The sequence below is a fragment of the Klebsiella sp. w6 genome, assembly GCF_033100215.1.
Classification (GTDB): domain Bacteria; phylum Pseudomonadota; class Gammaproteobacteria; order Enterobacterales; family Enterobacteriaceae; genus Klebsiella; species Klebsiella variicola.
In genome coordinates this window covers 5,167,986-5,185,178 of record NZ_CP136907.1, presented here as the reverse complement: position 1 = coordinate 5,185,178, position 17,193 = coordinate 5,167,986, and the positions used below count along the sequence as shown (strand labels likewise).

Annotated in this window: 13 protein-coding genes and 1 pseudogene; 9 read left to right on the top strand and 5 right to left on the bottom strand. The window is 56.3% G+C overall.

What is annotated here, in order from left to right; all coding sequences use genetic code 11:
* Nucleotides 1-254: 254 nt before the first annotated feature.
* The 5 genes from R0140_RS25260 to R0140_RS25240 are packed head-to-tail and all read left to right on the top strand — an operon-like array spanning nt 255 to nt 5,800.
* Nucleotides 255-812 carry a fimbrial protein gene (locus tag R0140_RS25260; protein WP_074442684.1) on the top strand — a complete coding sequence of 186 codons (558 nt, stop codon included), beginning with the start codon at nt 255-257 and terminating at the stop codon, nt 810-812.
* A gap of 60 nt (nt 813-872) precedes the next feature.
* A complete protein-coding gene (locus R0140_RS25255) occupies nt 873-1,562 on the top strand; it encodes a fimbrial assembly chaperone (RefSeq protein WP_032691118.1) in 690 nt (229 codons plus the stop codon).
* Nucleotides 1,516-4,095: a fimbria/pilus outer membrane usher protein gene (locus R0140_RS25250; RefSeq protein ID WP_042946882.1), complete on the top strand. Its 2,580-nt coding sequence runs from the start codon at nt 1,516-1,518 to the stop codon at nt 4,093-4,095. Before R0140_RS25255 ends, R0140_RS25250 begins: the two co-directional genes overlap by 47 nt.
* 36 nt (nt 4,096-4,131) lie before the next feature.
* Complete coding sequence (locus tag R0140_RS25245; RefSeq protein ID WP_044613841.1) at nt 4,132-4,683, top strand: fimbrial protein; 552 nt, start codon at nt 4,132-4,134, stop codon at nt 4,681-4,683.
* Nucleotides 4,684-4,702: 19 nt separating this feature from the next.
* On the top strand, nt 4,703-5,800 hold the full coding sequence (locus tag R0140_RS25240; RefSeq protein ID WP_023296901.1) for a type 1 fimbrial protein: 1,098 nt from the start codon (nt 4,703-4,705) through the stop codon (nt 5,798-5,800).
* Between the two features lie 54 nt (nt 5,801-5,854).
* On the opposite strand, the gene actP is transcribed toward R0140_RS25240, so the two are convergent.
* From actP to acs, 3 genes are all read right to left on the bottom strand, one after another.
* Nucleotides 5,855-7,507: a cation/acetate symporter ActP gene (gene actP, locus R0140_RS25235; protein ID WP_024623073.1), complete on the bottom strand. Its 1,653-nt coding sequence runs from the start codon at nt 7,505-7,507 to the stop codon at nt 5,855-5,857.
* Nucleotides 7,507-7,818, bottom strand: a complete 312-nt coding sequence (locus R0140_RS25230; RefSeq protein WP_004177812.1) for a DUF485 domain-containing protein — start codon at nt 7,816-7,818, stop codon at nt 7,507-7,509. Before R0140_RS25230 ends, actP begins: the two co-directional genes overlap by 1 nt.
* Before the next feature lie 183 nt (nt 7,819-8,001).
* Nucleotides 8,002-9,960, bottom strand: coding sequence for an acetate--CoA ligase (gene acs, locus R0140_RS25225; RefSeq protein WP_099216935.1), 1,959 nt, complete (start codon nt 9,958-9,960; stop codon nt 8,002-8,004).
* 100 nt (nt 9,961-10,060) lie between these two features.
* Between acs and R0140_RS25220 the strand changes: the two are divergent.
* Nucleotides 10,061-10,261, top strand: a pseudogene (locus R0140_RS25220) (hypothetical protein).
* A 111-nt stretch (nt 10,262-10,372) separates the two neighbouring features.
* Nucleotides 10,373-11,686, top strand: coding sequence for a glutamate/aspartate:proton symporter GltP (gltP, locus tag R0140_RS25215; RefSeq protein WP_012543161.1), 1,314 nt, complete (start codon nt 10,373-10,375; stop codon nt 11,684-11,686).
* A gap of 34 nt (nt 11,687-11,720) precedes the next feature.
* On the opposite strand, the gene R0140_RS25210 is transcribed toward gltP, so the two are convergent.
* Together R0140_RS25210 and fdhF are read right to left on the bottom strand one after the other, a co-directional pair.
* Nucleotides 11,721-12,407, bottom strand: a complete 687-nt coding sequence (locus R0140_RS25210; RefSeq protein WP_008807260.1) for a tetratricopeptide repeat protein — start codon at nt 12,405-12,407, stop codon at nt 11,721-11,723.
* A gap of 793 nt (nt 12,408-13,200) precedes the next feature.
* Entirely contained in the window at nt 13,201-15,348 is a 2,148-nt protein-coding gene (gene fdhF / locus R0140_RS25205; protein WP_077598908.1) for a formate dehydrogenase subunit alpha, read from the bottom strand.
* 272 nt (nt 15,349-15,620) lie between these two features.
* Between fdhF and R0140_RS25200 the strand changes: the two genes are divergently transcribed.
* Entirely contained in the window at nt 15,621-16,349 is a 729-nt protein-coding gene (locus R0140_RS25200) for a response regulator transcription factor (RefSeq protein ID WP_008807258.1), read from the top strand.
* Between the two features lie 84 nt (nt 16,350-16,433).
* Entirely contained in the window at nt 16,434-17,192 is a 759-nt protein-coding gene (locus R0140_RS25195; protein WP_008807257.1) for a type IV toxin-antitoxin system AbiEi family antitoxin, read from the top strand.
* Nucleotide 17,193: the final 1 nt, after the last annotated feature.

Genomic DNA, 17,193 nt, shown 5'->3' with positions numbered 1-17,193 from the left:
TTTTCTCATTTTTTAAGGCGATTTGTTTAAAAATCAATTTTTACATTAATAATTGAGCTTTTACCCTCTGTTCGTTATTCTTTTTACGCGGGCTTGTATTATTGAATGGATTCAAATGCTGGTCGTTTATTTATGTATAATATTAATTATCATAAATCATATGTCACGTAAATGTGTATGTGACGCCGCGCGGATGCAAATTCATTCTCTAATATATCTGCATAAAACAATTGACGGACTGATTGTCGTTTATAATGGATATGGGAATAAATATGAAGATGAGTAAAAAAATTCTGGCTGGTGCCCTGATTTTCTCTGCCTGCAGCGTGCTGTCTACCGTTGCTCAGGCCGATAACACCATTACTTTTAATGGTGTTGTTTCCGATACGACCTGTACGGCGACTATTGACGGCGGCGTAACGGCTATTGATATGGGCACCACCTCAGTGGCGGATCTGAAAGCGTATACCTTCGGCGCTGCCAAGAACTTCTCCTTTAGCTTAGCCGATTGCCCGACCGCGGAAGACGGTGGCAACAGTATCGCTCGCGTCACTTTTGGCGGTGTTTCCGATACCGCGAACAGCGATTATTTTAAAAACCAGGCGACTGATGAGCCGGCAACCGGTGTTGCTGTGGCCCTTTTCGACGAAGCGGGTAAGGTGATGAAGAATAATGAAGAGGGTTCGGATGTCGATATTTCTTCCGGTGCCGCAACCATTCCATTCACCGTTAAAATGGTGAAGTCGGGTGATACCGATCCGACGAAAGGTACCGTTCAGACAACTGTGACTTATAACGTGACTTATTATTAATTCGGCGTTTTGTTGAATGGAGAAAGGGGAATCGTCTGCTATTCCCCTTTAATTAAACGTATGAGATATCCTTTTTTTGTGGTCGGTTTTTTGCTGTCTTCCTCTATTGCGCAAGCCAGCGTGGTCGTGGGCGGCACGCGTCTGGTGTTTGATGGTGCGAAAAACAACGCCGTCATCACGGTTGAGAATAAAGATCAGAGCAGCAATATCGTCCAGTCCTGGCTCTCGGTGGTGGATGCCGCGTCGCCAGCCAAAGACGCGTTTATTATTACGCCGCCGCTGTTCCGTCTCAAAGCCGGAGAGAAAGGATTCGTGCGCGTTGTCCGCTCAGGAAAAAAATTACCCGACGATCGCGAGTCGATGTTTTGGCTCAATATCAAAGGGATCCCGGCAACGGAATATGTCCCGGATAAAAATGTGGTGCAGTTTGCCATCAACTCGAAAATAAAATTGATTTATCGACCTGCCGCGTTAAAAGGCAATACACCGGAATCGTATGCCGAAAAATTACAGTGGGGAAAAGCGGGGGACTCGGTGACGGTAAAAAATAACTCACCGCTGTATATGAATTTTTCCCAGGTTAGTCTTAACGGGAAAAATATTTCTGGCGCATGGTTTGCTGCCCCATTTTCTACTTTAAAAATACCCGTGCAGAGTACCTTGTCCGCGACAGGGAAAAAAGAGATCACATGGAGCGTGATTAATGATTATGGTATGTCAGGGAAGAAATATACCGCTATCATTCAGTAGCGTTGAGCTACTGTTTTCAACCAAAAGTATCTGCGTCGCTATTGTTTTGTGCCTGAGTACCTTGTCTTCTCGCGCTGAGGCCGGTGAATATTTCAACCCGAATTTACTCGAAGTCGCCGAGGATCCTGCGGCTTCGGTGGATCTGTCCTATTTTTCGCAAGATGGCGTACCGCCGGGCACCTATCATCTGGATGTTTACATCAATGATAAGTATGTCAGTTCAGAATCGCTGACCTTTCAGGAAATTGGCCATGACGCAGGCGCGACCGCTTCTCCCTGTCTTTCCGCGGAGTATCTGAATTCGTGGTTGATTAATACCACCGCCTATCCCCAGCTGTTCGCGGCAGGGGAAACCTGCGCCCGGCTGTCGGCGATCCCCGGGATGACATTTTCGGTGTCTCTTGCCCAACAGCGAATCGATTTTACCGTGCCGCAGGCCGCGATGCTGAATCGCCCAAGAGACTATATACCGGAGAGCCAGTGGCAGCAGGGGATCAACGCCGGTCTTCTCAACTATAGTGTCACCGGGCAGCGCAATGCGCCGCGGCATAATGGCGCGACCGTAGACAGCCAGTTTGTTAGCTTGCAGCCTGGGGTGAATCTGGGGCCATGGCGTCTGCGCAACTACAGCACCTATAGCCACAGCGACAACAGCAGCCGCTGGGAGTCGGTTTACTCGTACCTTGCCCGCGATATTCACACCCTGCGCAGTCAACTGGTGGTCGGTAATACCTATACCTCTTCCGGCATCTTCGACAGTGTGAGCTTTACCGGCCTGCAGCTCAGTTCGGACAAAGAGATGCTGCCGGATAGCCTGCATGGCTTTGCGCCGACGATTCGAGGGATCGCGCGCACCACCGCGGAGGTCTCGGTTTATCAGAATGGTTACAGCATTTATAAAACCACCGTCGCTCCCGGCGCCTTTGAGATTAACGATCTGTATGCCACCGGCAGCGCCGGCGATCTGTACGTCACCGTTAAAGAGTCTGACGGCAGCGAGCAAAACTTTGTGGTGCCTTTTGCCTCGCTGGCGGTCCTGCAGCGCGAGGGCCAGCTGGACTATGCGCTGAGCAGCGGCAGGACGCGCTCAGGCAGCTCCGACGATAAAGAATACAACTTTATTCAGTCTTCCCTGGCCTATGGCGCCACCAGTAACTTTACTCTCTATACCGGCTTTCAGCAGGCGGAAGATAAATACACCAACCTGCTGTTAGGCGCTGGCTTTAACCTTGGCACCATCGGCGCGCTGTCGTTTGACGGCTCTCAGTCGTGGGCCGACGTGAAAACCAGCGATACGGCCTCGTCAACCCGCAAAGAACAGGGGCAATCGTATCGCGTCCGCTTCAGCAAAAGCTTTCTGCAGACGGGCACCAGCTTTTCCGTGGCCGGCTATCGCTACTCCACCGCGGGATACTATTCGTTTCAGGATTTTGTCGATAACGCCTCCACGCAGCGCGACTGCTGTACGCAGAGCGGCAGAACGAAAGGCCGGTTTGACGCTTCGCTGTCGCAGACGCTGTTCGGCTATGGTTCGCTCTCGCTTTCTCTGGTCAATGAAACCTATTGGGACAGCTCGCGCATGGAGTCGGTAGGCGTGGGCTATAGCGGGTCGATTGGCAGGGCCTCCTACTTTATTAACTATTCCTATAACCGCAATGTGCAAAGCACCGATGACAGCGGCAATAACCGGCCGGCCAGCGATACCATCGTCTCCCTGACGCTAAGCATCCCGCTTGGCGAGACGCTCTCGGCGAATTACACCTTGAACCATGGTCGGCATAACGACACCACGCACAGCGTGGGGCTCAATGGCTCGGCGTTCGAGGATCGCTCTCTCAACTGGAGTCTCCAGGAGGGTTACAACACCCAGGATAAGAGCACCTCCGGCAACCTCAGCGTCAATTATCAGGGAGCAAAAGGCGATGTCGCCGGCGGCTATGGCTACGACCACTACAGCAATCACTACAATTATTCGCTGCGCGGCGGCATGGTTGCTCACGCGGGCGGGCTCACGCTGTCGCGCTTTCTGGGTGAGAGTGCTGCACTGATCGAAACGCCCGGCGTCAGCGATGTGCGGGTGCAGGGCCAGACCAACGTGACGACGGATGCCGCCGGGTATGCCGTCGTACCGTATGTTCGCCCTTACCATCGCAACAGCCTGGCGCTGGATGAACAGCAGATGGCTGGCGCCGAGGTGGATAACGTCGCCAGAACGGTGGTCCCAACGCGCAATGCAATCGTCAAAGTGCAGTATGACACCCGAATTGGCTATAAGGCGATGCTCACCCTGCGTACTCGCAACGGTGTGGTGCCTTTCGGCGCGCTGGTGACCCTTGATAATGATCGCGCCAGCGCGGCGCGCAGCAATATTGTCGGCGATGAGGGGCAGGTGTATCTCACGGGGCTGCAGAAAAAAGGCCAGCTGTTAGCGCGCTGGGGGGAGAAAAGCAGTGAGCAGTGCACCGTTCATTACGACTTCTCCAGCATGGCTCTTGGCGACGATATTCTGTTCTATCAGGCCGAATGCCGGTAATGGATGCAGGTTTTCAACATGGAAGAAGGGGCTGATATGAATATGCGAGACGGCAGCACAAGGGGCATCCTGGTGGCCAGCCTTTTGCTGCTCTCCCTTCCGGCGCTGGCTTATGAAGGCAGCAGCACGGTCAATTTTAACGTCACGGGCACCATCGAAGCGCCTTCCTGCGAGGTGGCCGTGGAACCGTCGAACAGTATCGATTTAGGCACCGTCTCCTCGCAGACGTTCTCCGGAAATGCCGGGTCGAGCGGCGCCAGCGTGCCGGTTAAGCTGGTCTTTTCCAGTTGTTCCGCCGATGCGTCGGCGGTAACCATCGCATTTAGCGGAGCAAAATTCGATAACACTTACACCTCGGTTTATAAAAACTTCCGCACAGGCAGCGACGGGGCCAGCGGCGTCGGTATGCAACTTCTCACTCTTGCCGATCAGCAGCCCCTCGGGCCTGGCGACCAGTATCTTTATACCTTTGGTGACCGTGCCGACGTCCATATCTTCAATATGGTAGCACGCATGTTTTCGCCCTATGGCCAGGTAAGGCCGGGGATTGTCGGCTTTACCGCCACGTTCGATGTGGCTTACAAATAACGTTTCGACAGGGATGGGTATGAAAAAACTGATCTTCTTGTTCATGCTGGTACTGTGTCCCCTCTATAGCTGGGCGGCCTGCACGGGAACCAACTATGGCGATGTCTCGATGACTAACTTGCCGGAAAAGATTCTGGTCAACGCCGGGAGCTACACCGCGGGCACCGTGCTGTATGACTCGGGGAAAATTACCCGCGCGCAAACGGAGCTGATTAACTGCGAGGGAAGCACCTACGCGGTGTTTGCCTGGTCCTCGAACAATGCCGGGGCGCTGATAGGGGATAATATCTATGCCACCTCGGTGCAGGGGATTGGCCTCCGCGTCAAGGTGTGGCTCAATATCAGCGGTGAATATGACGGTGATACCGATGATTTCAGCCCCGACTCGCAGGTGCATTATATCGGCGATGTGAATTACTATCTCGGTAAGCCCACCGGCCTGTTTGATTATTATGCCTCGACCCATTACACCCCGGCATATCAGCTGCAGCTGGTGGCCACCGGCGGCGCTATCGCCAGCAACAGTCAATTATCGTTCAGCGATCCGGTGGCTACGGTTTCGGCGAAGGATAGTAAGGCGACGCTCTCCATTTCCCGGCTGCACATCAGCGGCACCACCAGCATCCAGATGATCCCGATGGGGTGTATTGTCGGTAGCAATAATCTCAGTTTTGCCATGGGCAGCATCAATGCCAGCGAGTTCAACACCGCGACGAAGGTGGGGAACGCGCGGCAGTCCCTGACCCTTGCCTGCGAGCCGGGAACCAACGTTTCGATGCGTGTGGCGGCGGCGCAAGCGAGTGGGGATAACCCTGGCAACACGGTGATAGCCTTAACGGCAGAGGAGAATGTTGCCACCGGGGTGGGGGTTCAGTTGAATATGGATGGCGAAGCGCTGCCGTTAAATACCGATATCAGCCTCTATACTTCGAGCCGCACGACGGTGACCAACAGCGGCGCGGACGCCAGCTATAGCTATTTCACCAACCCCGACAGCCCAGGCGGGGCCGCGGCCATGCAGACGCTTGCCTTATCCACTAACTATTACAAGACGGGGAGCGCGGTGACCGCGGGTTCGGCAAACGCCACCGGGGTGATCACCTTAACCTATAACTAAGAGGTCGGGGGTGAGCCCCTTCTCCGGACGGCGCCGGGGAAGGGGAGAGAACGATTAATGCGCCTGGCCGCGTTCGATACCGATCCCGGTTTGTGAACGGATAAACTGGGCGCGGAACTGCTCGCGCTCGCGCATCCCTTCCGGTGAGTTATCGGTGGCGGAGAAGACCCAGATACCGATGAACGCGATGGCGATGGAGAACAGCGCCGGATATTCATACGGGAACAGCGCTTTCTCATGGCCGAGGATCTGCACCCAAATGGTCGGGCCGAGGATCATCAGAATGACCGCAGTCAGCAGGCCCAGCCAGCCGCCGACCATCGCGCCGCGGGTGGTCAGCTTCGACCAGTACATCGACAGCAGAATAATCGGGAAGTTACAGCTGGCGGCAATGGAGAAGGCCAGGCCGACCATGAAAGCGATGTTCTGATTTTCAAACAGAATACCCAGCAGAATGGCCACCACCCCGAGGATCAGCACGGTGATCTTGGAGACCTTCAGCTCCTGACGCTCGGTCGCGCCCTTGCGGAAGACGTTGGCGTACAGGTCGTGCGACACCGCTGAGGCGCCGGCGAGCGTCAGGCCAGCCACCACCGCCAGGATAGTGGCGAAAGCGACCGCGGAGATAAAGCCGAGGAACAGATTGCCCCCCACCGCATCCGCCAGATGCACCGCCGCCATGTTATTGCCGCCGATAAGCTGTCCGGCCGCGTCTTTAAACGCCGGGTTCGCGCCGACCAGCATGATGGCGCCGAAGCCGATAATAAAGGTCAGGATATAGAAATAGCCCATAAAACCGGTGGCGTAGAAGACGCTTTTACGCGCTTCTTTGGCATCGCTCACGGTAAAGAAGCGCATCAGAATATGCGGCAGGCCGGCGGTACCGAACATCAGACCCAGACCCAGAGAGAGCGCTGATATCGGATCTTTCACCAGTCCGCCGGGACTCATAATCGCCGCCCCTTTCGGATGGACGGCCATCGCCTCGGTAAACAGGTTATTGAAGCTGAAGCCGACGTGCTTCATGACCATAAAGGCCATAAAGCTGGCGCCGCACAGCAGCAGAACCGCTTTAATAATCTGCACCCAGGTGGTTGCCAGCATGCCGCCGAACAGGACATAGAGCACCATCAGTACGCCAACCAGCACCACGGCGACATGGTAATTGAGGCCGAACAGCAGCTGGATCAGCTTGCCGGCGCCCACCATCTGCGCGATCAGATACAGCGCCACCACCACCAGCGATCCGCAGGCGGAGAGGGTGCGGATCGGCCCCTGCTTCAGGCGGTATGAAGCGACGTCAGCAAAGGTATAGCGGCCAAGGTTGCGCAGTCGTTCGGCAATCAGAAACAGGATAATCGGCCAGCCGACGAGAAAGCCCAGCGAGTAGATCAGGCCGTCGTAGCCTGAGGTATACACCAGCGCGGAAATACCGAGGAACGACGCTGCCGACATAAAGTCGCCGGCAATCGCCAGCCCGTTCTGGAAGCCAGTAATATTGCCGCCGGCGGTATAATAATCGCTGCGCGAACGTACCCGTTTTGAGGCCCAGTAGGTGATGTAAAGCGTCAGGGCGACGAAAATCAGGAACATGACAATCGCCTGCCAGTTGGTCGGCTGGCGCTGTACCGCGCCGGTAATGGCGTCTGCCGCGTGAGCGCCGAGGGGCAGCAGCGTGGCGGCGAGCGCCGTCAGGACTCTCTTGATCATGCTTTTACCTCGTTGAGAACGCTCTTGGTCAAACGGTCGAATTCACCATTGGCCCGCCAGACATAAATACCGGTCAGGATAAACGAAATGACGATCACGCCAATGCCGAGCGGGATCCCGCGGGTGACGCTGGTACCGGCGTGCAGCGGAGTGCCGAGCCAGCCGGGCGCGAAGGCGATAAGCAAAATAAAGCCCACGTAGATCACTAACATAATCACTGACAGAATGGCGGCAAACCGTTGCCGTGATGCAACTAACTCCCTGAAATGCGCACTATTTTCTATCCGCTGACAAAGTTGTTCATTCATCTTAGCGTCTCCAGAGGTCTCCCTTTCGTCATCCACTCAGCGGACGCTGGCGACAGCAACCCCTCCGGCGATGGAGCCGGGATACGGTTTGCTGACGGCGTTCCTGCGAGTGGAATCCTGGGGGAGGGACTTATTTTTATCCTCTCCCCGGCGGGGGAGAGGGTGTAGGGAATCGGTCCTTGCTTACGATGGCATCGTTATGGCCTGCTTCTCTTCGAGCAGTTTTTCCACGACGCCAGGATCGGCGAGCGTCGAGGTATCGCCGAGGTTGCTGGTGTCGCCCGCGGCAATCTTACGCAGAATGCGACGCATGATTTTGCCCGAGCGGGTTTTCGGTAGCGAATCGGTCCAGTGCAGCACATCCGGCGTCGCCAGCGGGCCGATCTCTTTGCGCACCCAGTTACGCACTTCGGCATACAGCTCCGGCGTTGGTTCTTCGCCGTGATTGAGCGTCACGTAGGCGTAGATGGCCTGGCCTTTGATGTTGTGCGGGATCCCCACCACCGCCGCTTCAGCGATTTTCGGGTGCGACACCAGCGCGGATTCAATTTCCGCGGTACCCAGACGGTGGCCGGAGACGTTCAGCACGTCATCCACGCGGCCAGTGATCCAGTAGTAACCATCTTCATCGCGACGCGCGCCATCGCCGCTAAAGTACATATTTTTGAAGGTGGAGAAGTAGGTTTGCTCAAAGCGCTCATGGTCACCGAACAGGGTACGCGCCTGGCCGGGCCAGGAGTCGGCGATGGCAAGATTGCCCTCGGTGGCGCCATCCAGCGGCAGGCCTTCGTTATCCACCAGCACCGGCTGGACGCCGAAGAACGGACGCGTCGCGGAGCCGGCCTTCAGCTCGATTGCGCCCGGCAGCGGGGTGATCATAAAGCCGCCGGTTTCGGTCTGCCACCAGGTGTCCATCACCGGGCACTTCTCGTTACCGATCTTCTTCCAGTACCACTCCCAGGCTTCCGGGTTAATCGGTTCGCCGACCGAGCCGAGAATGCGCAGCGAGGAACGGTCTGTGCCTTCGATCGCTTTGTCGCCTTCTGCCATCAGGGCGCGGATAGCCGTCGGGGCGGTATAGAGAATGCTGACCTTATGCTTATCGACGACCTGGCACATACGCGCCGGGGTTGGCCAGTTCGGTACCCCTTCGAACATCAGGGTGGTGGCGCCGCAGGCCAGCGGACCATACAGCAGATAGCTGTGGCCGGTGACCCAGCCCACATCGGCGGTGCACCAGTAAATATCGCCCGGATGGTAGTCGAAAACGTATTTAAAGGTGATGGCCGCGTAGACCAGGTAGCCGCCGGTGGTGTGCAGCACCCCTTTCGGTTTACCGGTGGAGCCGGAGGTATAGAGGATGAACAGCGGATCTTCGGCGTTCATCTCGACGGGCCGGTGCTCGGCGCTGGCGTTCGCCATCAGGTCGCTCCACCACAGGTCGCGGCCTTCCTGCCAGTCGATTTTGCCGCCGGTACGTTTCAAGACCACGACATGCTCAATACTGTTGACGTTCGGGTTTTTCAGCGCGTCATCAACGTTTTTCTTCAGCGGGATGGCGCGACCAGCGCGCAGCCCTTCGTCAGCGGTGATCACCAGGCGCGAGCTGGAGTCGATAATGCGCCCGGCCACCGCCTCCGGCGAGAAGCCGCCGAAAATCACTGAGTGGATGGCGCCGATGCGGGCGCAGGCCAGCATCGCCACCGCGGCTTCCGGCACCATCGGCATATAAATGGCGACCACATCGCCTTTTTTAATCCCAAGGTCGAGCAGCGCATTGGCGAAGCGGCACACGTCCGCATGCAGTTCACGGTAGGTGATGTGCTTGCTCTGGCTGGCGTCGTCGCCTTCCCAGATGATGGCGGTTTGATCGCCGCGCTCGGCGAGATGGCGGTCGAGGCAGTTGGCGGCGAGGTTCAGGGTGCCATCTTCATACCATTTGATGGAAATATTACCCGGCGCGAAAGAGGTGTTCTTCACGCGGGTATAGGGGCGTATCCAGTCAAGGATCTTGCCCTGCTCGCCCCAAAATGTATCAGGGTCGGTTATGGATTGTTGGTACTGCGCCTTGTACTGTTCCGGGTTAATCAGGCAACGTTCCGCGATATTAGCGGGAATAGGGTGTTTGTGTATTTGGCTCATGGCTTTTTTTCTCCTTTGAACTTGTTAAATATATGTCAAACAAACGTTAAGAGTAGGGGTTTTGACAGCTTTGTTTGTTAATTGGGGGGCAGATCACGCAATGATTCAACTGAGTGAAATTTCATCAAATGAAACTTTGAAGTGAAATAATTACGTAAATGAATTTATAGAAACGGAAGGTGTGAAATATTTTTTATTACAAATACTTATGCATTGTAACTGGGGGAAATTCGTGACTTTATGCAGAAAACCAGAAGAAAGCCCTATTCTTAAAGGCTTGCGCAGCATGCCGTGCAAATGATACTGATATTGCGCGTTAAATAACCCCACAAAGCAACGCAACACAATTCATACCCCCTGCAGTGGGTACCATGACGAAAAGGAATGGTGCCTTTCATTGAGGAAGTCAGTAGTGAAGAAAACGAAAAAAGTCAGTCTGGCCTGGCAAATCTTGCTAGCCCTGGTGCTGGGTATCCTTCTGGGCAGTTATCTGCATTACCACGCCGAAAGTCGCGATTGGTTGATTAGCAATTTGCTGACGCCGGCGGGCGATATCTTTATCCATCTGATTAAAATGATCGTGGTCCCGATTGTCATTTCGACCCTGGTGGTCGGGATTGCCGGCGTGGGCGATGCCAAGCAGTTAGGCCGGATCGGCGCCAAAACCATTATCTATTTCGAAGTGATCACCACGGTGGCGATCGTGCTGGGTATCACCCTGGCCAACGTCTTTCAGCCGGGGACCGGCATTGATATGTCACAGCTGGCGGCGGTTGATATTTCGAAATATCAGAGCACGACTGCCGAGGTGCAAAGCCATGCGCATGGCCTGATGGGCACTATCCTGTCGCTGGTCCCGACCAACATCGTGGCGTCGATGGCGAAAGGCGATATGCTGCCGATTATCTTCTTCTCGGTGCTGTTTGGTTTGGGGCTCTCCTCGCTGCCGGCGACCCACCGTGAGCCGCTGGTGACGGTCTTCCGCTCCATCTCCGAAACCATGTTTAAAGTCACCCACATGGTGATGCGCTATGCGCCGATCGGGGTGTTCGCCCTGATTTCGGTGACCGTCGCCACCTTTGGTTTCGCCTCGCTGTGGCCGCTGGCCAAGCTGGTACTGCTGGTTTACTTCGCGATCCTGTTCTTCGCGCTGGTGGTGCTGGGGATTGTCGCGCGTCTGTGTGGCCTGAGCATCTGGATCCTGATCCGTATCCTGAAAGATGAGCTGATTCTGGCCTACTCCACCGCCAGCTCGGAGAGCGTGCTGCCGCGCATTATCGAGAAGATGGAAGCCTATGGCGCGCCGGCGTCGATCACCAGCTTTGTGGTGCCGACCGGTTATTCCTTTAACCTCGATGGTTCAACGCTGTATCAGAGCATCGCGGCGATCTTTATCGCCCAGCTGTACGGTATCGACCTCTCTATCTGGCAGGAGATCACCCTGGTGCTGACCTTAATGGTGACCTCGAAAGGGATCGCTGGCGTGCCGGGCGTCTCCTTCGTGGTGCTGCTGGCAACCCTGGGTAGCGTGGGGATCCCGCTGGAAGGCCTCGCCTTTATCGCCGGCGTCGACCGTATCCTCGACATGGCGCGTACCGCGCTGAACGTGGTGGGGAATGCGCTGGCGGTGCTGGTTATCGCCAAGTGGGAGCATAAGTTCGACCGCAAAAAAGCGCTGGCGTATGAACGCGAAGTGCTGGGCAAGTTTGATAAAACCGCCCAATAAAACACAAAGCCCGGCGCGAACGCCGGGCTTTTTCTTATCCTTTACTGATCCGGTCAAACTCTTCGCAGCCGGTATCAAACCCCTCCAGGCAGCTGACGTTAAGCCAGTGCAGCGCCTTCTGCTTATTCGGTTCGATAAAGCCTTTCTCTCCCTGCTGGAACATCATCCCGGCCCAGTATTCAGCATAGCCGGTCCGTGAGAGCGCCGAGCTGCCTTTGAAGTATTCGCTCGCTTTCACATCATCTTCCGGGCCGTGCACGCCGCTGGCGTAGATCAGCCCCAGCAGCATCTGGGCGTCCACCGCTGCATCGCTTTCGCTATCCCGGGCGGCATCCTGCAGCAGCGTGATGGCGTGCGCCACATCGGTGGGGCCAGCCTGACGGTTCACCAGCACCCGCGCCAGAACGATCTCCCCGGATTTACTGCCGACCTTGACGGCTTTTTCCGCCAGCTGGCGGGCCTGCGGATAGTCCGCCTGCTGAGGGTTGCGAATTTTGAGCTGCGCCAGCAGCGCCAGTGCATCGCCATCGCCCTGGGCGGCGGCCTTCTGCGCCCAGTATTCGGCTTTCTCATAATCGCCGGAGCTGACCCAAGTATCGGCAAGGTAATATTGCGCGCGTCGATCGCCGGCTTCCGCCTGCTGTTGATACTGGCTGCCCGGTTCGGTGGCGACCGCTGCGCCGCTGGTGAAAACCAGTAGAAATAAAAAGAGGTATTTCATTTGTATTTATTATCAGCAAGGAACATAGCGCGCAGTATAAAGGGAGGCGAAAAAGAAGAAAATGGCGGGAATTAGCGGGGTAAATACCCGGAGAAGGCGCAACGCGCCGCCTCCGGGGAAAATCCCCGGTATCGCTACCGCTTACCGGGGCTACAGCGTTGTGCGATTTGGTAGCCCGGAGAAGGCGCAATGCGCCGCCTCCGGGGAAAATCCCCGGTGGCGCTAACGCTTACCGGGGCTACAGTGTTGTGCGATTTGGTAGCCCGGAGAAGGCGCAATGCGCCGCCTCCGGGGAAAATCCCCGGTGGCGCTAACGCTTACCCGGGCTACAGCGTTGTGCGATTTGGTAGCCCGGAGAAGGCGCAATGCGCCGCCTCCGGGGAAAATCCCCGGTATCGCTACCGCTTACCGGGGCTACAGCGTTGTGCGATTTGGTAGCCCGGAGAAGGCGCAATGCGCCGCCTCCGGGGAAAATCCCCGGTGGCGCTAACGCTTACCGGGGCTACAGCGTTGTGCGATTTGGTAGCCCGGAGAAGGCGCAATGCGCCGCCTCCGGGGAAAATCCCCGGTATCGCTACCGCTTACCGGAGCTACAGCGTTGTGCGATTTGGTAGCCCGGAGAAGGCGCAATGCGCCGCCTCCGGGGAAAATCCCCGGTATCGCTACCGCTTACCGGAGCTACAGCGTTGTGCGATTTGGTAGCCCGGAGAAGGCGCAATGCGCCGCCTCCGGGGAAAATCCCCGGTAGCGCTACCGCTTACCGGGGCTACTCAATGGTACAAAGGTTCGAACCTTAACCCATTGCGCTTTCGCGCAGGCGGGCTTTCAGCTTGTTGTACTCGTCGATCACGTACTGTTCCGCCGCGCGCTGATCGGCAATCCGCTCAACGTTGACCGCGCAGTACTTGTACTCCGGCGTTTTGGTTATCGGACTCAGGTTCTCTGAGACCAGCTCGTTACAGGCACCGATCCACCACTGGTAGGTCATATACACCGCGCCTTTGTTCGGCCGGTCGCTGACCTGCGCGCGGGTGATGATCCGACCTTTACGCGAATTCACCCACACCAGCGCTTCATCTTCGATGCCTAACCGTTCGGCGTCGGCGGTGTTGATTTGCGCATAGCCAGGTTCATCCGCCAGTGCCGCCAGCGCCGCGCAGTTACCGGTCATTGAACGACACGAGTAGTGGCCGACTTCGCGCACCGTCGACAGCACCATTGGGTACTCGTCGGTGAGCTTATCGATCGGCGCGACCCAGTCGCAGGTGAAGAACTGCGCCAGCCCGTTCGGGGTATCGAACTTCTCTTTAAACAGATACGACGTCCCCTGGTCGGCGTCGGACTCATCGCGGCATGGCCACATGACGTAGCCGAGTTCGCCCATTTTTTCATAGGTGGCGCCGTAGAAGTCCGGGCACAGATGCCGCAACTCATCCCAGATCTCCTGGGTATTGTTGTAGTGCATCGGATAGCCCATCCGGGTGGCGATTTCGCTGATGATCTGCCAGTCGGTTTTCAGGTCCCACTTCGGCTCCACGGCTTTAAAGAAGCGCTGGAAGCCGCGGTCCGCTGCGGTATACACGCCTTCGTGCTCGCCCCACGATGTGGACGGCAGGATGACGTCGGCCGCGGAGGCGGTTTTGGTCATGAAAATGTCCTGGACGATAACCAGTTCCAGATCGTCGAACGCTTTGCGGACCGCCGAGAGTTCGGCATCGGTCTGCAGCGGATCCTCACCCATGATGTACGCTGCCCGCACTTCACCGTGCGCCGCGCGATGCGGCAGCTCGCTGATGCGATAGCCGGTATGTTCCGGCAGTCTGTCGACGCCCCAGGCTTTGGCGAACTTCTCGCGGTTCTCCGGGAATTTGACGTACTGGTAGCCCGGATAGGTATCCGGCAGCGCGCCCATATCGCAGGCACCCTGGACGTTGTTCTGGCCGCGTACCGGGTTGACGCCGACGCTCGGCTTGCCGAGGTTGCCGGTGAGGATCGCCAGGCTGGTCAGCGACCGGACCGTCTCCACGCCCTGATAGAACTGGGTGACACCCATGCCCCACAGGATGGCGGCGGATTTGGCGCTGGCGTACATCCGGGCGCAGGCGCGGATCTCCTGGGCGCTAACCCCGGTGATCGCTTCCACCGACTCCGGCGTATAGCCTTCAACGATTTTGCGATACTCCTCGAAGCCCTCGGAACGGCTGGCGACGAAGGATTTATCGTACAGATCCTCTTCAATAATCACATGGCCAATGGCGTTGAGCAGCGCGATATTCGAGCCGTTCTTCAGCGCAATGTGCATGTCGGCGATGCGCGCGGTTTCAATTTTGCGCGGGTCGCAGACGATGATTTTCGCCCCGTTGCGTTTGGCGTTAATGACGTGATTCGCCACGATAGGGTGGGAATCCGCCGGGTTATAACCGAAGATAAACACCAGATCGGTGTTATCAATCTCCGTGATGGCATTACTCATGGCGCCGTTACCGACCGACTGGTGCAGACCTGCAACCGAAGGGCCGTGTCAGACGCGAGCGCAGCAGTCGACGTTATTGGTACCAATAACGGCGCGCGCGAATTTTTGCATCACATAGTTGGTTTCATTACCGGTGCCGCGGGAGGAGCCGGTGGTTTGGATCGCATCCGGGCCATATTTGGCTTTAATGGCGCTGAGGCGAGTGGCGACGTAATCCAGCGCCTCATCCCAGGAGACAGCTTCCAGCTTGCCGCCGCGTTGACGACGGATCATGGGGGTTTTCAGGCGCGGCGTCAGGATCTGGGTATCGTTAATAAAGTCCCAGCCATAATAGCCCTTCAGGCACAGGGTTCCCTGGTTGGTTTTCCCCTGCGCCGCTTCAGCCCGAACGATTTTGCCGTTATCGACCACCAGGTTGATTTTGCAACCTGATGCGCAATACGGGCAAACCGTGACGACTTTTTTCATCGGTCTTGCTCCAGTTATTCAATGGGCGCGTTTGCGCTATCGCGCCGTCACTATGCATCTTCTATGCCATATTTTCATTGTGGATATTCCTTGATGATACGCGGCTTTTTTGGGCGAAATGCTGACGAAAAACAGCCTGTCGACAGATTTGACGTGTCGATACGCCGGAGATGTGACGGCGCTTGAAAAAATGTCACCGGGAGAGGAATTTGTCGGCGCAGGCTTGCAGAATCGATCAGACTGACACTAATTCCCCGCGGGCAGAGGCAAAGATGAAACCAGTCATTTTGGTGGTGGATGACGACATAGCGATGGGCGAACTGCTCAGCGATGTGCTTGGCGCGCACGCGTTTGAAGTATTGGTCTGCCAGACCGGCGGCGACGCGCTGGCGAGGGTGGCGCAGCGGGCAGACATCGCGCTGGTTTTGCTGGATATGATCCTGCCGGATACCCATGGTCTGCAGGTGCTTCAGCAGCTGCAGCGCACGCGGCCTGAGCTGCCGGTGGTGATGCTGTCTGGTCTGGGCAGTGAGTCTGATGTAGTGGTGGGCCTGGAGATGGGCGCCGATGATTACATCGCCAAACCTTTCAGCTCGCGGGTGGTGGTCGCCCGGGTGAAAGCGGTACTGCGACGCAGCGGGGCGCTGGCCGGCGAGACGTCGGGCGTCGGCAGCGGCCTGACGTTTAACGGCTGGCGGCTGGATACCACGCGCTGCGAACTGTATAACCCGCAGCAGCAGGCGATCCCGCTGACCCAGGGAGAATATGGCCTGCTGCTGGCGCTGGCGCAGAACGCGCGCCGGGTATTGAATCGCGAACAGCTGCTGGCGCTGACTCATAATGAAAGCACTGAGGTGTTCGACCGGACTATCGACGTGCTGATCATGCGCCTGCGCCGCAAAATCGAGTTAAACCCGCATCAGCCGACGTTGATTAAAACCCTACGCGGTCTGGGCTATGTCTTTTCCGCCGATGTGACCCACAGCGATAAGGCGGCGTAGGGCGAGGTGCTGCCAACCTGCTCTTGACTTTATTTAGCGCGGCGAGTTTACTTTTTTTATTAAAGTGACACCTTGGGTTAATCTATGCCATCAAAATTAAACTGGCTGCTGCAAAACAGTGCTCCCGGAGATGTGATCCTTCAGTCCTGGTTAAGCCGGCATGCCATCTCTCCCTCTCTGGCCTTTAAATACACGCAAAGTGGCTGGTTAAAAAAACGAGGCAACGGCGTATACGCGCGTGCGGGACGTGAGCCGGAGTGGAACGATGCATTAGCATGTTTGCAAAATCAGCTAGCCGCTCCGGTGTATGTCGCGGGGCTCAGTAGCTTAGTCTGGCAGGGTCGTTCACACTATCTACAGCTCAAACAAAACCAGTGCTGGTTGAGTATGGAAAATAAAGCGCTGCTGCCAAAATGGTTCAGGGAATTCCCGGGTGTGGAGTGGATAGTCATATCGGGGCAAAAACTGCCGGTGCTGGATGATAAATACCGCGTAACGCTTGATGTAAAAGGGAAAAGACTCACCGGCAGTGCGCCGGAACTGGCTGCTTACGAGTTGTTGAGCGCGGTACCGGGGACCCTCTCATTTAACCACGCGGCAGAGCTTTTCCAGGGACTAGTTAATCTTAATCCTCGTAAAGTAGAGTATCTGCTTTCTGTCAGCCAGTCCGTGCAGACCAAGCGTTTGTATCTCTTTTTCGCCAGTTTTTACGAGCATGGTTGGCTCAGACGAATCGATAGCCAAAAAATCGATCTGGGAGCGGGTAAGCGGCAAATCGTGGTAAATGGCAAGTTCAATGCTCAATACCAAATCACTGTGCCTGAACGCTTTCAAAAGGAATAAA

Coding starts and splice junctions, on each gene's coding strand:
- R0140_RS25255 (WP_032691118.1), top strand. CDS start 873: ATGAGATATCCTTTTTTTGTGGTCGGTTTTTTGCTGTCTTCCTCTATT.
- R0140_RS25200 (WP_008807258.1), top strand. CDS start 15,621: ATGAAACCAGTCATTTTGGTGGTGGATGACGACATAGCGATGGGCGAA.
- R0140_RS25250 (WP_042946882.1), top strand. CDS start 1,516: ATGATTATGGTATGTCAGGGAAGAAATATACCGCTATCATTCAGTAGC.
- R0140_RS25210 (WP_008807260.1), bottom strand. CDS start 12,407: ATGAAATACCTCTTTTTATTTCTACTGGTTTTCACCAGCGGCGCAGCG.
- acs (WP_099216935.1), bottom strand. CDS start 9,960: ATGAGCCAAATACACAAACACCCTATTCCCGCTAATATCGCGGAACGT.
- R0140_RS25245 (WP_044613841.1), top strand. CDS start 4,132: ATGAATATGCGAGACGGCAGCACAAGGGGCATCCTGGTGGCCAGCCTT.
- R0140_RS25260 (WP_074442684.1), top strand. CDS start 255: ATGGATATGGGAATAAATATGAAGATGAGTAAAAAAATTCTGGCTGGT.
- R0140_RS25240 (WP_023296901.1), top strand. CDS start 4,703: ATGAAAAAACTGATCTTCTTGTTCATGCTGGTACTGTGTCCCCTCTAT.
- R0140_RS25230 (WP_004177812.1), bottom strand. CDS start 7,818: ATGAATGAACAACTTTGTCAGCGGATAGAAAATAGTGCGCATTTCAGG.
- R0140_RS25195 (WP_008807257.1), top strand. CDS start 16,434: ATGCCATCAAAATTAAACTGGCTGCTGCAAAACAGTGCTCCCGGAGAT.